This is a genomic window from Chromobacterium phragmitis (assembly GCF_003325475.1).
Taxonomy (GTDB): Bacteria; Pseudomonadota; Gammaproteobacteria; order Burkholderiales; family Chromobacteriaceae; genus Chromobacterium; species Chromobacterium phragmitis.
Map to the genome: position 1 here is coordinate 2,675,737 of NZ_CP029495.1, position 15,140 is coordinate 2,690,876.

The window sequence follows — 15,140 nt, forward strand, 5'->3', positions numbered from 1 at the left end:
TGAATTGGCGCAGGCGCCTCTCCGACGGCAGCCGGGATGGCATCTCGCGACAACCATTCATTGCGTCATCGCTAGCCTAGGAGAAGGATCATGGCCATTCTATCCTTGCATGCCTCGCAACAGCGGCCGCGCCCAGGCTTTCTTGCCGGCCTGTCCCGGCTGTGGCGCCATCGCCGGGCCGAGGCGGACACCGCGGCCGCGCCCCGCAAGGCGAACCTGAGCGACATCACCGCCGGCGAGGCCCAGGCCGTGATCGGCGAATGGCTGAAAGCCGGCCGCCTCACCCCTGCCGAAAGCCGCAGCCTGGGCCTGGCGATGACCATCCGCGTGCTCAACATCAGCTATGGCCATTCGATACCGGAGCGCTTCGATCTGGTGGCGGAAACGCTGAGCACGCTGGAAGGCAGCCGGAATATCGGCTGCTGGGACCAGGTGCAGGCCTTGAGCCACTGCCTGGAGGTGATGCGCGCCTACCAGGAGCAAGCCTGATCGGGCTTGGCCATCGGTATGCCGGCGGGCGCGCAGGGTGTCGGCCTTATCGCGCATGCGCGCCCCGGCAATAGGGCTGAATGATGGATATCACCAGCGTCTTTGCCTCTGCGGACAACTGATTGGACCGGATAGCGCGGCGCGGCTTTCCGCGGCGGGAGGCCGGCAGCCCCTGTCGCGCAAGGCAGGCGAATCTGTCGATGCGCCAGGACTCAGAGTGGCAAACAAAAATCCTGATGCTGCGTCGCGCCGGCTTGGCGTACGCCTTGTGTTGCGCTGCGTCGGCGCGCCATGCCTCAGACGTAAAACTGAATTTTGTAAGCCGCTCTAAGCACAAACCGCATGAAGACGCCGTTTCCTATCTTTCCGTCCTAAAGCACGGCTTGCCGAATTTCTATTTGGACTAGAGTGGCGGGGCTCAAGCAAGAATGCCGAGCGTCAAGATCGCAAGCCCGCATGCAGCTTCCACTCAAGGAGTGACGATATGTCATCGCAATTTCATGGCCTGGCTGTAGGAAACGGAAATAGCAATTATCTGCAGGTGCTGGGATTGGCCAATTTCACGGACGCCGCCTATCTGACGGACTGGCAGGACTCCAGCGGCAACTGGCACGCCGGCTTCGCCTTGCCGGTTCCGTCCGATTATCCGAAGGGGCACTTTTTCCAACTGACGACCGGCATCGGCAACAGCAGCTATCTGCAGGTATTGGGCGCGGGCGAGGACGGCAACCCCTATCTGGTGTCATGGCAGGACGGCGGCGGCAGCTGGCACGGCGGCATGCCGCTTCCCAAGCCCAGCGGCTACAGCGGCGGCCCCCTGATCACCGGCTCCGGCAACAGCAACTACCTGCAGGTGATCGGCGCGCGGGTGGAAACCACGCCTTATCTGGTGGCTTGGCAGGACAATAGCGGCAACTGGCACGCGGGCATGCCGCTGCCCAACCCCAGCGGCTATGCCGGCGGTTTCCAGCAATTGGCCACCGGCAACGGCAACGACCACTACTTGCAAGTGGTGGGCGTGGGCAATGACGGCAACGCCTATCTGGTGAACTGGCAGGACAACAGCGGCAGCTGGCACCCTGGCTTCGCGCTGCCCAAGCCCAGCGGCTACAACGGCACCTTCACGCAGCTGGCCACCGGCGTGGGCAACAGCAATTATCTGCAGGTGCTGGGCATCGGCACCGACGGCAACGCCTATCTGGTGGCCTGGCAGGACAACGGCGGCAACTGGCACCCTGGCTTCGCGCTGCCCAAGCCCAGCGGTTACAACGGCACTTTCGCCAAGTTGGTCACCGGCATCGGCAACAGCAATTACCTGCAGGTGTTCGGCATCGGCGGCAATGGGACGGCCTATCTGATCTCGTGGCAGGACAACGGCGGCAACTGGCACGGCGGCCTGACGCTGCCGCAGCCGTCCGGCTACAGCGGCAGCTTCTCGCAATTGGCCGCCGGCAATGGCAACAACCATTATCTGCAGGTGGTGGGCTCCGACGCGCAAGGCAATGTCTACCTGGTGTCGTGGCAAGACGCCGAGGGCAAGTGGCACGCCGGTTTCGAGCTGCCGAAAACGGCTTGACGCCAAGCTGAGCCAAGGATTCCGGTTGGCGCGGACCGGCCGGATCGAACGCCAGGCCCTCCTTGATCGGGAGGGCCTGTTGTTTTGAAGCGATTCGGGCGGTTCAGTCCTGGGCCGGGCCTTGCTTTTTGGGAAGCCGGGGATCCATGAAGTCCCAGGGCGCGGCGCTGGCCACGTGGAAATCCAGCTTGGGCGCGTAGCGCGAGGCATCATCCAGCGTGCCGGCCTTGATGCCCAGCATGCCGGGGAAGCGGCTGAACCTGGCGAACAATTGCGAGCCGCAATGGGGACAAAAGCCCCGGCCGTGGGTATGGCCGCTATCCGCGGTGGTTTCGAAATACTTGGCCGCGCCGTGGATCGCAACGCTCGACTCGGGAAACAGCATGGCGGGGATGAACGCGCCGCCCGAACTTCTCTGGCAGTCCTTGCAATGGCAGTTTCCCGCGAATAACGGCTCGGCGTCCACGACATAGCGGATTTCGCCGCAAAGGCACTGCCCGGTGTATTGGCAACTCATGCACAACTCCCTGCTGATTGGTCATGGCCATTGCGTCGGCACCGCGTATCAATGGTGGCTGGCCGATGCGGCAAACCCGTTTCGAGAGCAGTCAGCCTGCGCGCGGAGCGGCGACGAATGGCGAAAGCAGACTATATCCATTTGGAATTGCGCTGTGAAGCGCTTGGCGGGCAGCCGCCGCATTTCGGCAAGACGCGGCCGGGGCCGGATTGGCCTGGCGGGCGTCATGAGCCCGCGGCGCGGGTGATGCCATGGGCCGCCAAGCCCGGACTGGCGATCATGCCCACCAGGTGAATCGCTGGTTGGCTCCGCCGTGGCAATCCCACAGAATCAGCGGCGTGCCATTGCGGGTATTGCCGCCTTCCGCATCCAGGCACAGCCTGTTCAGCTTGCTGCGCATCATGCCGTTGGCCCATTCCCACTGCTGGTTCCTGCCGCCATGGCAGGCATAGGCGATGACTTTGGCGCCCCGGCGGGTATCGCCGCCGGCCACATCCAGGCACAGGTTGCCGGATTTGAGCTGGCCATTGACCAGGCGGAAGCGCTGATTGCCGCCGCCATGGCAATCCCATAGCTGCAGCGGCGCATTGGCGGCGCTGCCGCCGGCAAGGTCCAGGCAGCGGCCGCCGCTGGCCAGCAGCATGCGCGGCTGAGTTTCCGGCTGGTACGGTTTCCTGGCGGAGGAATTGGCCGGGTAGCCGTAGGGGTAGGCGGCGCCGGCTTGCATGTTTTGATTGGCCAGGGTGCGGCAGCCGCTGCTGGCAAGCGCGGCTCCCATCATGACGAAGGCGATGAGTTTCATTTCAGGCTGTCTGTATTTTGTTGGACAGCGAGTGTAAAAGCCATTGCCTGCCCAGTCCGTGGCGCCGCTTGGCGATTGTGTAACCGCGTTTGACCGGTGCGCGCGGCGGGGAGGAGGCGGGACGGCGGAAAGCCTGGCAGGGCAAGGCTTGGAGGCGAGTAAACGGAATTTACAATTCAGAAGACGCAGTCTTGAAGCGAGCGGGCCTCCACCCGATCAAAAACAGCCTGCCGCTGGGAAGCGGACAGGTTGACGGTGTTTATGGCGCGTGATTTAGAGGACGCGGGTGAGGAGCGTCAGCGACTCGCCCATGCGTTTGTCCAGCGGCTCTAGCAATTCCTTGATGCGGCTGGGCTGCAGGCTGGCGTCGTATAAGCGTAGGGTGCAATACCCGGCTTGAAACGATTGGATGTAACTACCTTTCAGCCGGGCATTGCACCACTTTGGCATTCCGCGAAATCAAAACCAGCCTGCCGCTGGGAAGCGGACAGGCTGTCGGTGTTTATGGCGCGTGATTTATTAGAGGACGCGGGTGAGCAGCGACAGAGACTCGCCCATGCGTTTGTCCAGCGGCGCCAGCAACTCGGTGATGCGGCTGGAGGGCAGACGGACGTCGTAAGCGTAGGGTGCAATACCCGGCTTGAAACGATTGGATGCAGCCATCTTGCAGCCGGGCATGGCAGCGTCTTGGCATTCCGCGAAATCAAAAACAGCCTGCCGCTAAGAAGCGGACAGGCTGTCGGTGTTTTGGCGCGTGGTTTAGAGGACGCGGGTGAGCAGCGACAGCGACTCCCCCATGCGTTTGTCCAGCGGCGCCAGCAACTCGGTGATGCGGCTGGAGGGCAGGCGCACGTCATCGCCCAGGCAAGCGAGCAGTTCGATGACTGACTGCAAACCCAACTGGCCGTGGGCGAGGTGGCAGATGGGCTCCACCACCGCCTGCTCGATGTCCCGGCATAAATGCGCCACGCGCGCGGCCGGCTCTCTTACCTTTGCTTGGTCTTTGCTGGCCAATTGTTCTTGCAAGGCGGCAAAGGCTTCGTGCAGCCGGGTCATGGCCAGCAGGCTGGGCGGATGGGTGGGGACTTGATTGTGCAGCAGCCAGCGGCTGCGGGCGGGATGACGGTTGTTCAGGGAAAACGCGAGATGCGATGAACTGCGGGTGATGCTAGGCATGGCAAAACCCTCCTGGATAGGTGCTTAACCCTGCCAACCCCAACGCCAAGTAGGGGTGGCAGGCACATGGCGGGATTGGCGTACCGATCCAGGAGCGGCGCATCATAGATGCTCCCACCATGGCCCGCCATAGAGGACGTGCAATGGTGTACGGACGCGACAAGGCCCAGCCTTGCACAGAAGTCCGCCTGAATGCGGGACGCCAATCCCGGTGCCGCTATTGAACGGCACGATTGAGATTATCCGGCTGGAAGGCTTGCTAGGCAAGCAATTGGGGCTGGAATAGGGTGTGCTTTGGGGCAGTACGTAGAATCCGCTGCGCGGCTGATGGTTTGGATTGCCGGGGTTGCCCGGCGGCAGGCTTGAAGGGATTGGGGCGCGTCGCAAACGCGCTTGCGTTTTGCCAGCGATGAATAGGGCATGACATTTTGCCGTGGCTTGCTTAATCGGTAGCTGAACCGAACCGACTTGCCCCCATCCCATCAGCGCAAGCCGACTTCGGAGCCATTTTCAAGGTTTTAAGACGCCGGTTTGTTCGACGTCGCGCGACGGTAGCGCGCGGCTAGTTCCGGCGGCTCCTTGAAAATGGCTTCGGAGGCGGGGTTTCGCAGCGCTGTTGGGTCGCCTTTTCTTTCGTCCATTTCTTTTGGCGAAGCAAAAGAAATGGACCCGTCCAGCCGGGCGGAACCGGCACTTAACGGTCAGTCCGCGAAGCGGACACAAACTAATCTGTATTACGTGGTAGCCGTTTGACCTTGGTGGCTCAGTCGCGATTTGCGGACTTTAAACGAATTGCGAACTTCAAGCTTTGCTAGGCTAGTGAATGAATTATAATTTTATTGAGTGAAAAGGTGAAATAAAAAAGCACTTGTTTCTCAAGTGCTTCCGAGTGCGGAGCTTTACTTTATTGGGTTGGCTAACTATTTTTAATGAGATCTTTCTTTTCAACTTCTTGGCTTTCAATATTTCTTTTTGTCTCTTTGAAAGCCTGAACAAAACTGTTAATGAGTTTTTCTCTCTTGTTATTCGTTGGTGACAGTTTTTCTCTGCATGATGTTTTTTCTATTTTCCACCCAGTCCTTATTTTTTCTTTTTTGGTGGCTGGTAAAGAGCTGTTCTCTATTGATCTAAATGATTTAACTTGAGGTAGCGATGAGCGTAGAGCTTTGTCTAGCTCTATAATAAATATTCTTTCTGACTCGGTTGGAGCTCTAAGTTTATTAATTTTTGCCATTTTTATCTCCATAATGAGCTGTGGAAATTAACCTAGCCACTGAGCTGGATTGCTAATTTTCAGTGGCTCAGCCCCCATAAGTTCAAATCTGACAGCATTGTCATCAGTACGATTATCCATCGTTACCTGTTGACTCTGCATTGCCGCTAAAGATAAAAGAAAGCCATGATGGCGATCTGGCAATATCAAATGTTGAGTCTTTCCCGTGTGGTGCTTCCAAAGGGCGACGGAGCGAACTCCGTTAGTTTCTTGTCGATTTGATCTATCTACCATCGCGGCAGAAGTAACACTTAAAATTGCTGATCCGGGGTCATCAGCTAGTACTGTTGCATAACGAGCCGGCCAGCGTGTTGTGAGCTGTGGCCCATCCATCAGTAATGCTATCACGAGGTTGGGTCCGATAGCTCGTACAGCAGGAAGTGCGGGATCGTTACGTGCCAAATCCTCACATACCAAGACGGCTATACACGCATCTCTCTGGATTGTATAGAACGGTAGATGTCTTTCTGCCACGTCAATGTGCTCCCACCAGTCAACATTACTGTCTGCCGGGAATGATGAAAAGTTGTAACGTTGCGTTTGTGCAACATCAAGCTTCCATCTGTGATGCTTTGAGTGTTCGTATTGAAAAAATTCCTCATTATCAACAAGGAAATATGACATTGCTTTGTTTTTTGGGATTTTATTTGGAACGCTACTTATAACACCTGAAATTAAAATTCTAAGGCCATTTATATATTCATCCCTAGCTAAAATACGAGCGAGCTCATATGAAACCTCTTCAGTCAGTGAACACTCTGGGAAGATAACACAATCAATTTTTTTGTAGTGTCTTCTTGATTCAAGTAGAAGAGGTTTGACAAGATCATTGTATATATTCTTGGCAATTTCACATGGTTGCTCTTTTCCAAAACCTGGTATCCAAGATGGGTCTAGTTCAAAGTAGCCAAATTTTTTAATATTTTTCTTACTCGCTTTGGGGGGACATCTTGGTCTTATTGCAGTCGCTTTCATTTCAAATGGATACGGGATGAATAGAGCATTAAATCTTGTTTCGTCAGATAATAGAAAGTTTTCAGGGCTTAAAGATTCGACATTTTGCAATGAGTTCCAAGAAATTTTCAGCTTAGGCTGAGCTTCATGAAGTGCAAGGTGATGACTTAAAGATCGAATTGAAAATCCTACGGATGGGCATATTGACTTTGGTGTGACTACAGCTCTTTGGGGAGGTATTGCGTAGCATAAGGAGAATGGAAAGTATGGAGGCCTAAGGCATTCAAGTTTTTGACTTGTAATTGCCTGTAAGTTATCTATTTTCATTAATTTTGGGAAGAGCAGTCCGCTAAAAACGGAGTCTTGAAAGTCTAATCCCCAACCTAACCCTGCTGAAGCTTCGTCAGAGCAAGTAAATAAAAAATGTATTTCTGAGACTAATTTCTCATCTCTATATATTTGATCAATTGCAGTTAATCTTTTCTTGTAGATGTAAGACCAGCTTCTTTTTATTTCTGAAGGAGGAGAGAAATTATCTTTCCATTCTGAGGCTACGGATGATATTGACTTCCTGCGAGTAAACTTTTTGGGATTTAAAAGGACGGCTTTTTCCATTATGGTTGCAGTAAAAGCAAACGTATCTGATGGCCAAGATGGACAATTTTCTACGGATTTTCCAAAGTTAAAATTTTCATTACTTTGTGTCCCATTTGGGAATAGAAATTCTATCATGTCTTGTATGTTCATAATTTCTCTCTCAACAATCTCTTCCCGAAATTTCTATACCCGTATAGGTATATGGATTTTTTACCGTGGTGTGACTTTATAAGTAGGTATTTTAATGAATGAAAAAAGCCGCCCACCTTGCAGTGAGCGGCTTTCTCATCAGCCCAGTGTCTGGACTAAATCTTACTCCGGACGCATATGCGGGAACAAGATTACATCTCGGATAGACGGCGCATCCGTCAACAACATCACCAAACGGTCGATGCCGATGCCGCAACCACCAGTCGGCGGCAGGCCGTATTCCATCGCGCGGATGTAGTCGGCGTCGTAGTGCATCGCCTCGTCGTCGCCGGCGTCCTTCTGCGCCACTTGCGCCTGGAAGCGCGCGGCCTGGTCTTCCGGATCGTTCAACTCGGAATAGCCGTTGGCGTGCTCGCGGCCGACGATGAACAGCTCGAAACGCTCGGTCAGGCCCGGCTGGGTGTCGGAGCCGCGTGCCAGCGGGGAGACTTCCACCGGGTAGTCGATGATGAAGGTCGGGTTCCACAGCAGCGACTCGGCGCATTCTTCGAACAGCGCCAGCTGCAGGCTGCCCAGGCCCGGCGCCGGGGGCAGCTTGCCGCCCAGGCGCTTGATCTCGCTGGCCACCCAGGCGGAATCGGACAGTTGCGCGTCGGTGTATTGCGGGTTGTAGTGCTTGATCGCTTCCACGATGGTGAAACGGTCGAACGGTTTGCCCAGGTCCACTTCCTTGCCTTGGTAGGTCACGGTGGTGGCGCCGCAGGAAACCAGCGCGCATTCGCGGATGATGGTTTCGGTCATCTCCATCATGCGCTGGTAGTCGCTGTACGCTTCGTAGAACTCGATCATGGTGAACTCGGGGTTGTGGCGCGTGCTCATCCCCTCGTTGCGGAAGTTGCGGTTGATCTCGAACACGCGTTCCAGGCCGCCCACCACCAGGCGCTTCAGGTACAGCTCCGGGGCGATGCGCAGGTAGAGCGGCATGTCCAGGGCGTTGTGGTGGGTGACGAAGGGCTTGGCCGACGCGCCGCCCGGGATCGGGTGCATCATCGGGGTTTCCACTTCCAGGTAGCCTTCGCCCACCATCACGTCGCGCACTTTCTGCACGATCTTGGAGCGCTTGATGAAGGTGTCGCGGCTTTCCTCGCTCATGATGAGGTCGGCGTAGCGCTGGCGGTACTTGGTTTCCTGATCGGCGATGCCGTGGAATTTTTCCGGCAGCGGACGGATGTTCTTGGACAGCATGCGCACTTCGGTGGCTTGCACGGTCAGTTCGCCGGTCTTGGTCTTGAACAGCAGGCCCTTGACGGCGATGATGTCACCCAGGTCCCAGCGCTTGAAGTCGGCGTAGACGTCTTCGCCCACGTTGTCGCGGGAGATGAAGGCCTGGATGCGGCCGCTCACGTCTTGCAGCGTGGCGAAGCTGGCTTTGCCCATCACACGTTTAAGCATCATGCGGCCGGCGACGGCGACTTCGATTTTCTCGGCTTCCAGCGCTTCCGCTTCTTTGGCGGCGTGGTCGTCCTGCAGCGGTTTGGCGAAGTGGCTGCGTTTGAAGTCGTTGGGGTAGGCGATGCCTTTTTCGCGGATCGCCTGCAGTTTCAGGCGGCGTTCCGCCATGATCTGGTTTTCGTCTTGGCTTTGCGCCTGTGCTTGTTCGTGATCAGACATGATGACTCCGTGCCGGGTAGGGTTCCTTCGGCAATTAACTAAAAGTACAACGCGAAGGCCGGCCCCGCGGAGGGGCCGGCCCGATATGGCTTAGACGCCGTGCTTGAGGCTGGCTTCGATGAAGCCGTCCAGGTCGCCGTCCATGACGCCCTTGATGTTGCCCACTTCGTAGCTGGTGCGCAAATCCTTGATGCGGGACTGGTCGAACACGTAGGAGCGGATCTGGTGGCCCCAGCCCACGTCGGTCTTGGTGTCTTCCAGCGCCTGCTTGGCCTCGTTGCGCTTCTTGAGCTCCAGCTCGTACAGTTTGGCGCGCAGCATCTGCCAGGCCTCGTCGCGGTTGCGGTGCTGGGAACGGTCGTTCTGGCACTGCACCACGATATTGGTCGGGATGTGGGTCAGACGCACGGCGGAGTCGGTCTTGTTGATGTGCTGACCGCCGGCGCCGGAGGCGCGGTAGGTATCGGTGCGCACGTCCGCCGGGTTGATGTCGATCTCGAAGCTGTCGTCCACTTCCGGATACACGAACACCGACGAGAACGAGGTGTGGCGGCGGGCGTTGGAGTCGAACGGCGACACGCGCACCAGGCGGTGCACGCCCACTTCGGTGCGCAGCAGGCCGTAGGCGTATTCGCCCTCTATCTTCAGCGTGGCGCTGGTGACGCCGGCCACTTCGCCTTCGGACAGTTCCAGCACGTCCACCTTGAAGCCCTTGCGCTCGGCGTAGCGGGTGTACATGCGCAGCAGCATGCCGGCCCAGTCCTGGGCTTCGGTGCCGCCGGCGCCGGCCTGGATGTCGATGAAGCAGTTGGTCGGGTCCATCGGGTCGTGGAACATGCGGCGGAATTCCATCTTCGCCACTTTCTCTTCCACTTCTTCCAGATCGGCCTGAACCGCGAGGATGGTGTCGTCGTCTTCCTCGCTCTTGCCCATGTCGAACAGTTCGCGGCTGTCGCCGATGGTGGCGTTGATGCTGTCCAGCACCAGCACCACGTCTTCCAGCTGTTTGCGTTCGCGGCCCAGATCCTGCGCCTTTTTGGGGTCGTTCCAGATATCCGGGTCTTCGGTCAGGCGGCTGACTTCTTCCAGACGGTCTTTTTTACCGTCGTAGTCAAAGATACCCCCGAATATCGGCGGCGCGGGCGGCCAGGTCTTCGATTTTGGCCGCGATTTGGTTCAAAACTTCAACTTCGATCATGCTTTCGCTCCAAATGGCAGTCTGTATTAGTAAATTCAAATGTATTTTCGCGGTTTGACCAAAGACAAAAAGCGCACCGTTTGGTGCGCTTCTCTTCGGTCAGGCTGGAAAATCAGCCAAACAGGTGAGCGATGGCTGCGCGCTCTTCTTCCAGCTCGGCCAGGGTCAGGTCCATCCGCTCGCGGCTGAACGCGTCGATCTCCAGGCCTTCTACACGTTTGTATTCGCCATTTTCGCATACTACCGGCACGCCGTACATCACGCCTTCCGGGATGCCGTAGGAGCCGTCGGACGGAATGCCCATGGTCACCCACTTGCCGTTGCTGCCCAGCACCCAGTCGCGGATGTGGTCGATGGCGGCGTTGGCGGCGGAGGCGGCGGAGGACAGGCCGCGCGCTTCGATGATGGCGGCGCCGCGCTTGCCCACGGTGGGCAGGAACACGTCGCGGTTCCACACGTCGTCGTTGATCATGGCCTTGACCGGCTGGCCGTCGATGGTGGCGAAGCGGTAGTCGGCGTACATGGTCGGCGAGTGGTTGCCCCACACCGCCAGCTTCTCGATGGAGGCCACCGGCTTGCCGGTCTTGGCGGCGATTTGCGACAGCGCGCGATTGTGGTCAAGACGCAACATGGCGGTGAAGTTTTTCGGGTCCAGGTCCGGAGCCGACTTCATCGCGATCCAGGCGTTGGTGTTGGCCGGGTTGCCCACCACCAGCACCTTGACGTCGCGGGCGGCGTGGTCGTTCAGCGCCTTGCCCTGCACGGTGAAGATGGCGCCGTTGGCTTCCAGCAGGTCCTTGCGCTCCATGCCCTTGCTGCGCGGGCGGGCGCCCACCAGCAGGGCCACCTTCACATCCTTGAAGGCCACGTTCGGGTCGTCGGTGGCCACCATGTCGGCCAGCAGCGGGAAGGCGCAGTCTTGCAGCTCCATCATCACGCCCTTCAGCGCGGTTTGAGCCTGCGGCAGGTCCAGCAAGTGAAGAATGACCGGTTGATCCTTGCCCAGCATTTCACCACTGGCGATGCGGAACAGCAGGCTGTAGCCGATTTGACCGGCTGCGCCGGTAACGGCGACGCGAACGGGGGCTTTCATTGGCGGACTCTCCTTTGATGTATCCGATAATGAGCTGCAGATGTTGCTCTGCAGTATAGATGTGGCGGGAAGTGTATCACGGCTGTTTATCGATTTGGGCTAATCAGTCAAGAATATGGTGGCAAACGACCGTTTAAGTTTTATATCTTATATAAGACTTGTATTTACGCTTGATTTGTTTGGTGTTACAACACAGACCATGACAGCCAATACGCTGAAAAGACAGCCGCTTTATGCTCAGGTCAAACGGCTGCTGCTGCAGCGGATGAGCGAGGGCGAATGGCAAGCGCACGACGCGCTGCCCAGCGAATGGGAGCTGGCCGACGCGCTGGGCGCGAGCCAGGGCACGGTGAGGAAGGCGTTGTCCGAACTGGTGGAGGCGGGCTTGCTGTACCGCCAGCAGGGGCGGGGCACTTTCGCCGCGCCGGTGCAGGGCGATTGGGGCGAGGCCTCGTTGCTGACGCCGGGCTTGTTTTCGGAGCGGCCGGACGAACTGGTCAGGGAATTTCTCGGCATGTCCCGGCTCAATGCCAGCGAGGACATCGCCGAGGCTTTGCAATTGCGGCGCTTGGCGCCTTTATTGAGAATTCGCCAGCTGTGGCGCTGGCACGGCGCGCCGGTGGCGCTGGACGACGCGCTGCTGCCGGCGGAGGCGTTCGACGGCATGGACGCGCGCTGGCTGCGCAATTCGGCCGGCGTGTACGCGACGCTGCAGCAGCGCTTCGGCGTGCGGGTCCGGGTGGCGTGCGAGCAGTTCCGCGCCGAGATGCTGCCGCGCGAGGAGGCGGGGCTGCTGGGCGTGACCGGCATGGTGGCCGACGTGCCGGCGCTGTGCCTGCTGCGTTTGTCGACGGACATGGACGGCAGGCCGGTGGAGTGGCGGCAGCGTTACTGCCTGACGCACCAGCTGGCCTATACAGTGAAACACGGTTGAACGCCGCGCTTGTTGACGCAGGTTAAACGGCGAGCGGTCAGCGGGATAGACCAACATTTGTTAGAATCCCCCGCGCATATTGCAGATGCATTGCGCAATATGCCAGGTAACGGCGGATACCGCTCCAAGGAAAAAGGACGGGTCCGCCAGGCGCTTCGCCCGCGGTGGGCGGGCGTCATGTAAACCACTTGGTCACAAAACATCCAAGGAAAGCCTTATGCAGAAGCAAAGACCGAAGCATCTGGACTTGGCCAGGATCAGACTGCCCGTTCCGGGTTTCGTCTCCATCCTGCACCGGGTCAGTGGTGTGGCGTTGTTCTTTTCCCTCCCGCTGTTGATCTATCTGCTGCACGGTTCGCTCAGCTCCGCCGAATCGTTCGACACCTACAAGGCGGTAGTGTCCCACCCGCTGATGAAGCTGGCATTGCTGGGCCTGATCTGGGCCTATCTGCATCACTTCTGCGCCGGCATTCGCTTCCTGTTTCTCGACATTCACAAAGGTCTCGAACTCGAGACCGCCCGCGCGACCGCCAAGACCGTGCTGGTCGTCAGCCTGGTGCTGACCGTGGTTCTGGGAGGTATCGCTCTATGGTAAACCGTCACGTCGTCGGCGCCGGCTATGGCCTGCGCGACTGGATCATGCAGCGCGTCACCGCCGTGGTGATGGTGCTTTACACCGTAGCCATGGCGCTGTTCCTGCTGGCGCTGCCTTCCGGCTACGAAGGCTGGAAATCCTTGTTCAGCCATACCTGGGTCCAGCTGTTCACCCAGGTGACCTTGCTGGCGCTGTTCCTGCACGTATGGGTGGGCATCCGCGACGTATGGATGGACTATGTGAAGCCGGTGGGCATCCGCCTGGCGCTGCACATGTTCACCATTCTGTGGCTGGTTTCCTGTTTCATCTATTCCGTTAAAGTGGTCTGGGGGCTGTAATGGGCGTAGCTGTTCGTCATTTTGATGCGGTGGTCGTGGGCGCCGGCGGCGCCGGCATGCGCGCCGCGCTGCAACTGTCGGAAGCCGGTCTGAAGACCGCCGTGCTGTCCAAGGTGTTCCCGACCCGTTCCCACACCGTGGCCGCCCAGGGCGGCGTGTCCGCTTCGCTCGGCAACTCCGAGCCGGACAACTGGCACTGGCACATGTACGACACCGTCAAGGGGTCGGACTGGCTGGGCGACCAGGACGCGATTGAATTCATGTGCCGCGAAGCCCCGAAAGTGGTGGTGGAGCTGGAGCACTACGGCATGCCGTTCGACCGCAACCCGGACGGCACCATCTACCAGCGCCCGTTCGGCGGCCACATGTCCGACTTCGGCGAAGGCAAGCCGGTCCGCCGCGCCTGCGCCGCCGCCGACCGCACCGGCCATGCCATGCTGCACGCGCTGTACCAGCGCAATGTGCGCGCCAACACCCATTTCTTCGTGGAATGGATGGCGCTGGACCTGATCCGCGACGCCGAAGGCCGCGTGCAGGGCGTTGTCGCCATGGAAATGGAAACGTCCGAGATCGTCGTGTTCCAGGCCAAGGCCACCCTGTTCGCCACCGGCGGCGCCGGCCGCATCTTCGCCTCGTCCACCAACGCTTTCATCAATACCGGCGACGGCCTGGGCATGGCCGCCCGCGCCGGCATCCCGCTGGAAGACATGGAGTTCTGGCAGTTCCACCCGACCGGCGTGGCCGGCGCGGGCGTGCTGATCACCGAAGGCGTGCGCGGCGAAGGCGGCATTCTGCGCAACAGCTCCGGCGAGCGTTTCATGGAGCGCTACGCGCCGAACGCCAAGGACCTGGCCTCCCGCGACGTGGTGTCGCGCGCGATGGTGTCCGAGATCAACGAAGGCCGCGGCTGCGGCCCGAACAAGGACCACGTGCTGCTGGACATCACCCACCTCGACCCCGAGGTGATCATGTCCAAGCTGCCGGGCATCCGCGAAATCTCGATCAAGTTCGCCGGCGTGGACCCGATCAAGGCCCCGATCCCGGTGGTGCCGACCTGCCATTACCAGATGGGCGGCATCCCCACCAATTACCACGGCGAAGTGGTGATCCAGGGCCAGCCGGTGCACGGCTTCTACGCCGCCGGCGAAGTGGCGTGCGCGTCGGTGCACGGCGCCAACCGCCTGGGCACCAACTCGCTGCTGGACCTGCTGGTCTTCGGCAAGAGCTCGGCCAATTCCATCATCGAGTTCGTCAAGCAGCAGCCGGAAGACCTGCCGCAGCTGGCGATGGCCGATGTGGAGCGCTCCGTCGCCCGCGTCGCCCGCTTGGACAACCAGACTAACGGCGTGCAGGTGCATGATGCCCGCGCCGAGATGCAGCGGGTGATGCAGGCGCACTGCGGCGTGTTCCGCTTCAAGGACATGCTGGCCGAAGGCGTGGACAAGATCATGCAGGTGGCCGACATGGTGGCCAAGACCGAGATCGGCGACAAGTCCAAGGTGTTCAATACCGCCCGCATCGAGGCGCTGGAGCTGGAGAACCTGATCGAAGTGGCCAAGGCCACCATGGTTTCCGCCAATGCCCGCACCGAGAGCCGCGGCGCCCACGTGCGCGACGACGCGCCGGACACCCCGGAAACCCCGAACGGCCGCGACGACGTCAACTGGCTCAAGCACACCTTGTGGTTCCGCGACGGCAACCGTCTGGAATACAAGCCGGTGAACATGAAGCCGCTGACCGTGGATACGATCAAGTTGAAGGCCCGCTCCTACTAAGG

At 58.9% G+C, this 15,140-nt stretch carries 16 protein-coding genes; 6 read left to right on the forward strand and 10 right to left on the reverse strand.

Annotated features, from left to right (window positions below; translation table 11 throughout):
• Window positions 1-90 precede the first annotated feature (90 nt).
• On the forward strand, window positions 91-489 hold the full coding sequence (locus DK842_RS12820; RefSeq protein WP_114061791.1) for a hypothetical protein: 399 nt from the start codon (window positions 91-93) through the stop codon (window positions 487-489).
• Between the two features lie 484 nt (window positions 490-973).
• On the forward strand, window positions 974-2,065 hold the full coding sequence (locus DK842_RS12825; RefSeq protein ID WP_114061792.1) for a CV39L family lectin: 1,092 nt from the start codon (window positions 974-976) through the stop codon (window positions 2,063-2,065).
• Between the two features lie 103 nt (window positions 2,066-2,168).
• On the opposite strand, the gene DK842_RS12830 is transcribed toward DK842_RS12825, so the two are convergent.
• The 10 genes from DK842_RS12830 to DK842_RS12865 form a co-directional block, all read right to left on the reverse strand.
• Window positions 2,169-2,582, reverse strand: a complete 414-nt coding sequence (locus DK842_RS12830) for a GFA family protein (RefSeq protein ID WP_114061793.1) — start codon at window positions 2,580-2,582, stop codon at window positions 2,169-2,171.
• Window positions 2,583-2,859: 277 nt separating this feature from the next.
• On the reverse strand, window positions 2,860-3,384 hold the full coding sequence (locus tag DK842_RS12835; protein ID WP_198414535.1) for an RICIN domain-containing protein: 525 nt from the start codon (window positions 3,382-3,384) through the stop codon (window positions 2,860-2,862).
• 273 nt (window positions 3,385-3,657) lie between these two features.
• On the reverse strand, window positions 3,658-3,834 hold the full coding sequence (locus DK842_RS24250; protein ID WP_408608674.1) for a DUF1484 family protein: 177 nt from the start codon (window positions 3,832-3,834) through the stop codon (window positions 3,658-3,660).
• Between the two features lie 69 nt (window positions 3,835-3,903).
• A complete protein-coding gene (locus DK842_RS12845; protein ID WP_232538474.1) occupies window positions 3,904-4,047 on the reverse strand; it encodes a DUF1484 family protein in 144 nt (47 codons plus the stop codon).
• 96 nt (window positions 4,048-4,143) lie between these two features.
• Complete coding sequence (locus DK842_RS12850) at window positions 4,144-4,560, reverse strand: DUF1484 domain-containing protein (protein ID WP_114061794.1); 417 nt, start codon at window positions 4,558-4,560, stop codon at window positions 4,144-4,146.
• A 916-nt stretch (window positions 4,561-5,476) separates the two neighbouring features.
• Window positions 5,477-5,794 (reverse strand): hypothetical protein, encoded by a 318-nt coding sequence (locus DK842_RS23025; protein ID WP_145964031.1) that lies wholly within the window; start codon window positions 5,792-5,794, stop codon window positions 5,477-5,479.
• A gap of 27 nt (window positions 5,795-5,821) precedes the next feature.
• Window positions 5,822-7,534 (reverse strand): hypothetical protein, encoded by a 1,713-nt coding sequence (locus DK842_RS23030; RefSeq protein ID WP_145964032.1) that lies wholly within the window; start codon window positions 7,532-7,534, stop codon window positions 5,822-5,824.
• Between the two features lie 162 nt (window positions 7,535-7,696).
• Complete coding sequence (gene lysS / locus DK842_RS12855) at window positions 7,697-9,205, reverse strand: lysine--tRNA ligase (RefSeq protein ID WP_114061795.1); 1,509 nt, start codon at window positions 9,203-9,205, stop codon at window positions 7,697-7,699.
• Between the two features lie 90 nt (window positions 9,206-9,295).
• Window positions 9,296-10,403, reverse strand: a protein-coding gene (prfB, locus tag DK842_RS12860) for a peptide chain release factor 2 (protein ID WP_104946273.1) whose coding sequence is annotated in 2 segments (ribosomal slippage) — window positions 9,296-10,318 and window positions 10,320-10,403 — 1,107 coding nt in all. Because the reading frame shifts where the segments join, the coding sequence is not laid out codon by codon here.
• Between the two features lie 112 nt (window positions 10,404-10,515).
• Entirely contained in the window at window positions 10,516-11,496 is a 981-nt protein-coding gene (locus DK842_RS12865; RefSeq protein WP_114061796.1) for a malate dehydrogenase, read from the reverse strand.
• A 199-nt stretch (window positions 11,497-11,695) separates the two neighbouring features.
• On the opposite strand from DK842_RS12865, the gene DK842_RS12870 reads away from it, so the two are divergent.
• From DK842_RS12870 to sdhA, 4 genes are all read left to right on the forward strand, one after another.
• Window positions 11,696-12,430 carry a GntR family transcriptional regulator gene (locus DK842_RS12870; protein WP_114061797.1) on the forward strand — a complete coding sequence of 245 codons (735 nt, stop codon included), beginning with the start codon at window positions 11,696-11,698 and terminating at the stop codon, window positions 12,428-12,430.
• A gap of 217 nt (window positions 12,431-12,647) precedes the next feature.
• Window positions 12,648-13,025, forward strand: coding sequence for a succinate dehydrogenase, cytochrome b556 subunit (gene sdhC / locus DK842_RS12875; RefSeq protein ID WP_070980809.1), 378 nt, complete (start codon window positions 12,648-12,650; stop codon window positions 13,023-13,025).
• Window positions 13,019-13,363, forward strand: a complete 345-nt coding sequence (gene sdhD / locus DK842_RS12880; RefSeq protein ID WP_114061798.1) for a succinate dehydrogenase, hydrophobic membrane anchor protein — start codon at window positions 13,019-13,021, stop codon at window positions 13,361-13,363. The genes sdhC and sdhD overlap by 7 nt, the downstream gene beginning before the upstream one ends.
• Complete coding sequence (gene sdhA / locus DK842_RS12885) at window positions 13,363-15,138, forward strand: succinate dehydrogenase flavoprotein subunit (RefSeq protein WP_114061799.1); 1,776 nt, start codon at window positions 13,363-13,365, stop codon at window positions 15,136-15,138. Before sdhD ends, sdhA begins: the two co-directional genes overlap by 1 nt.
• Window positions 15,139-15,140 lie beyond the last annotated feature (2 nt).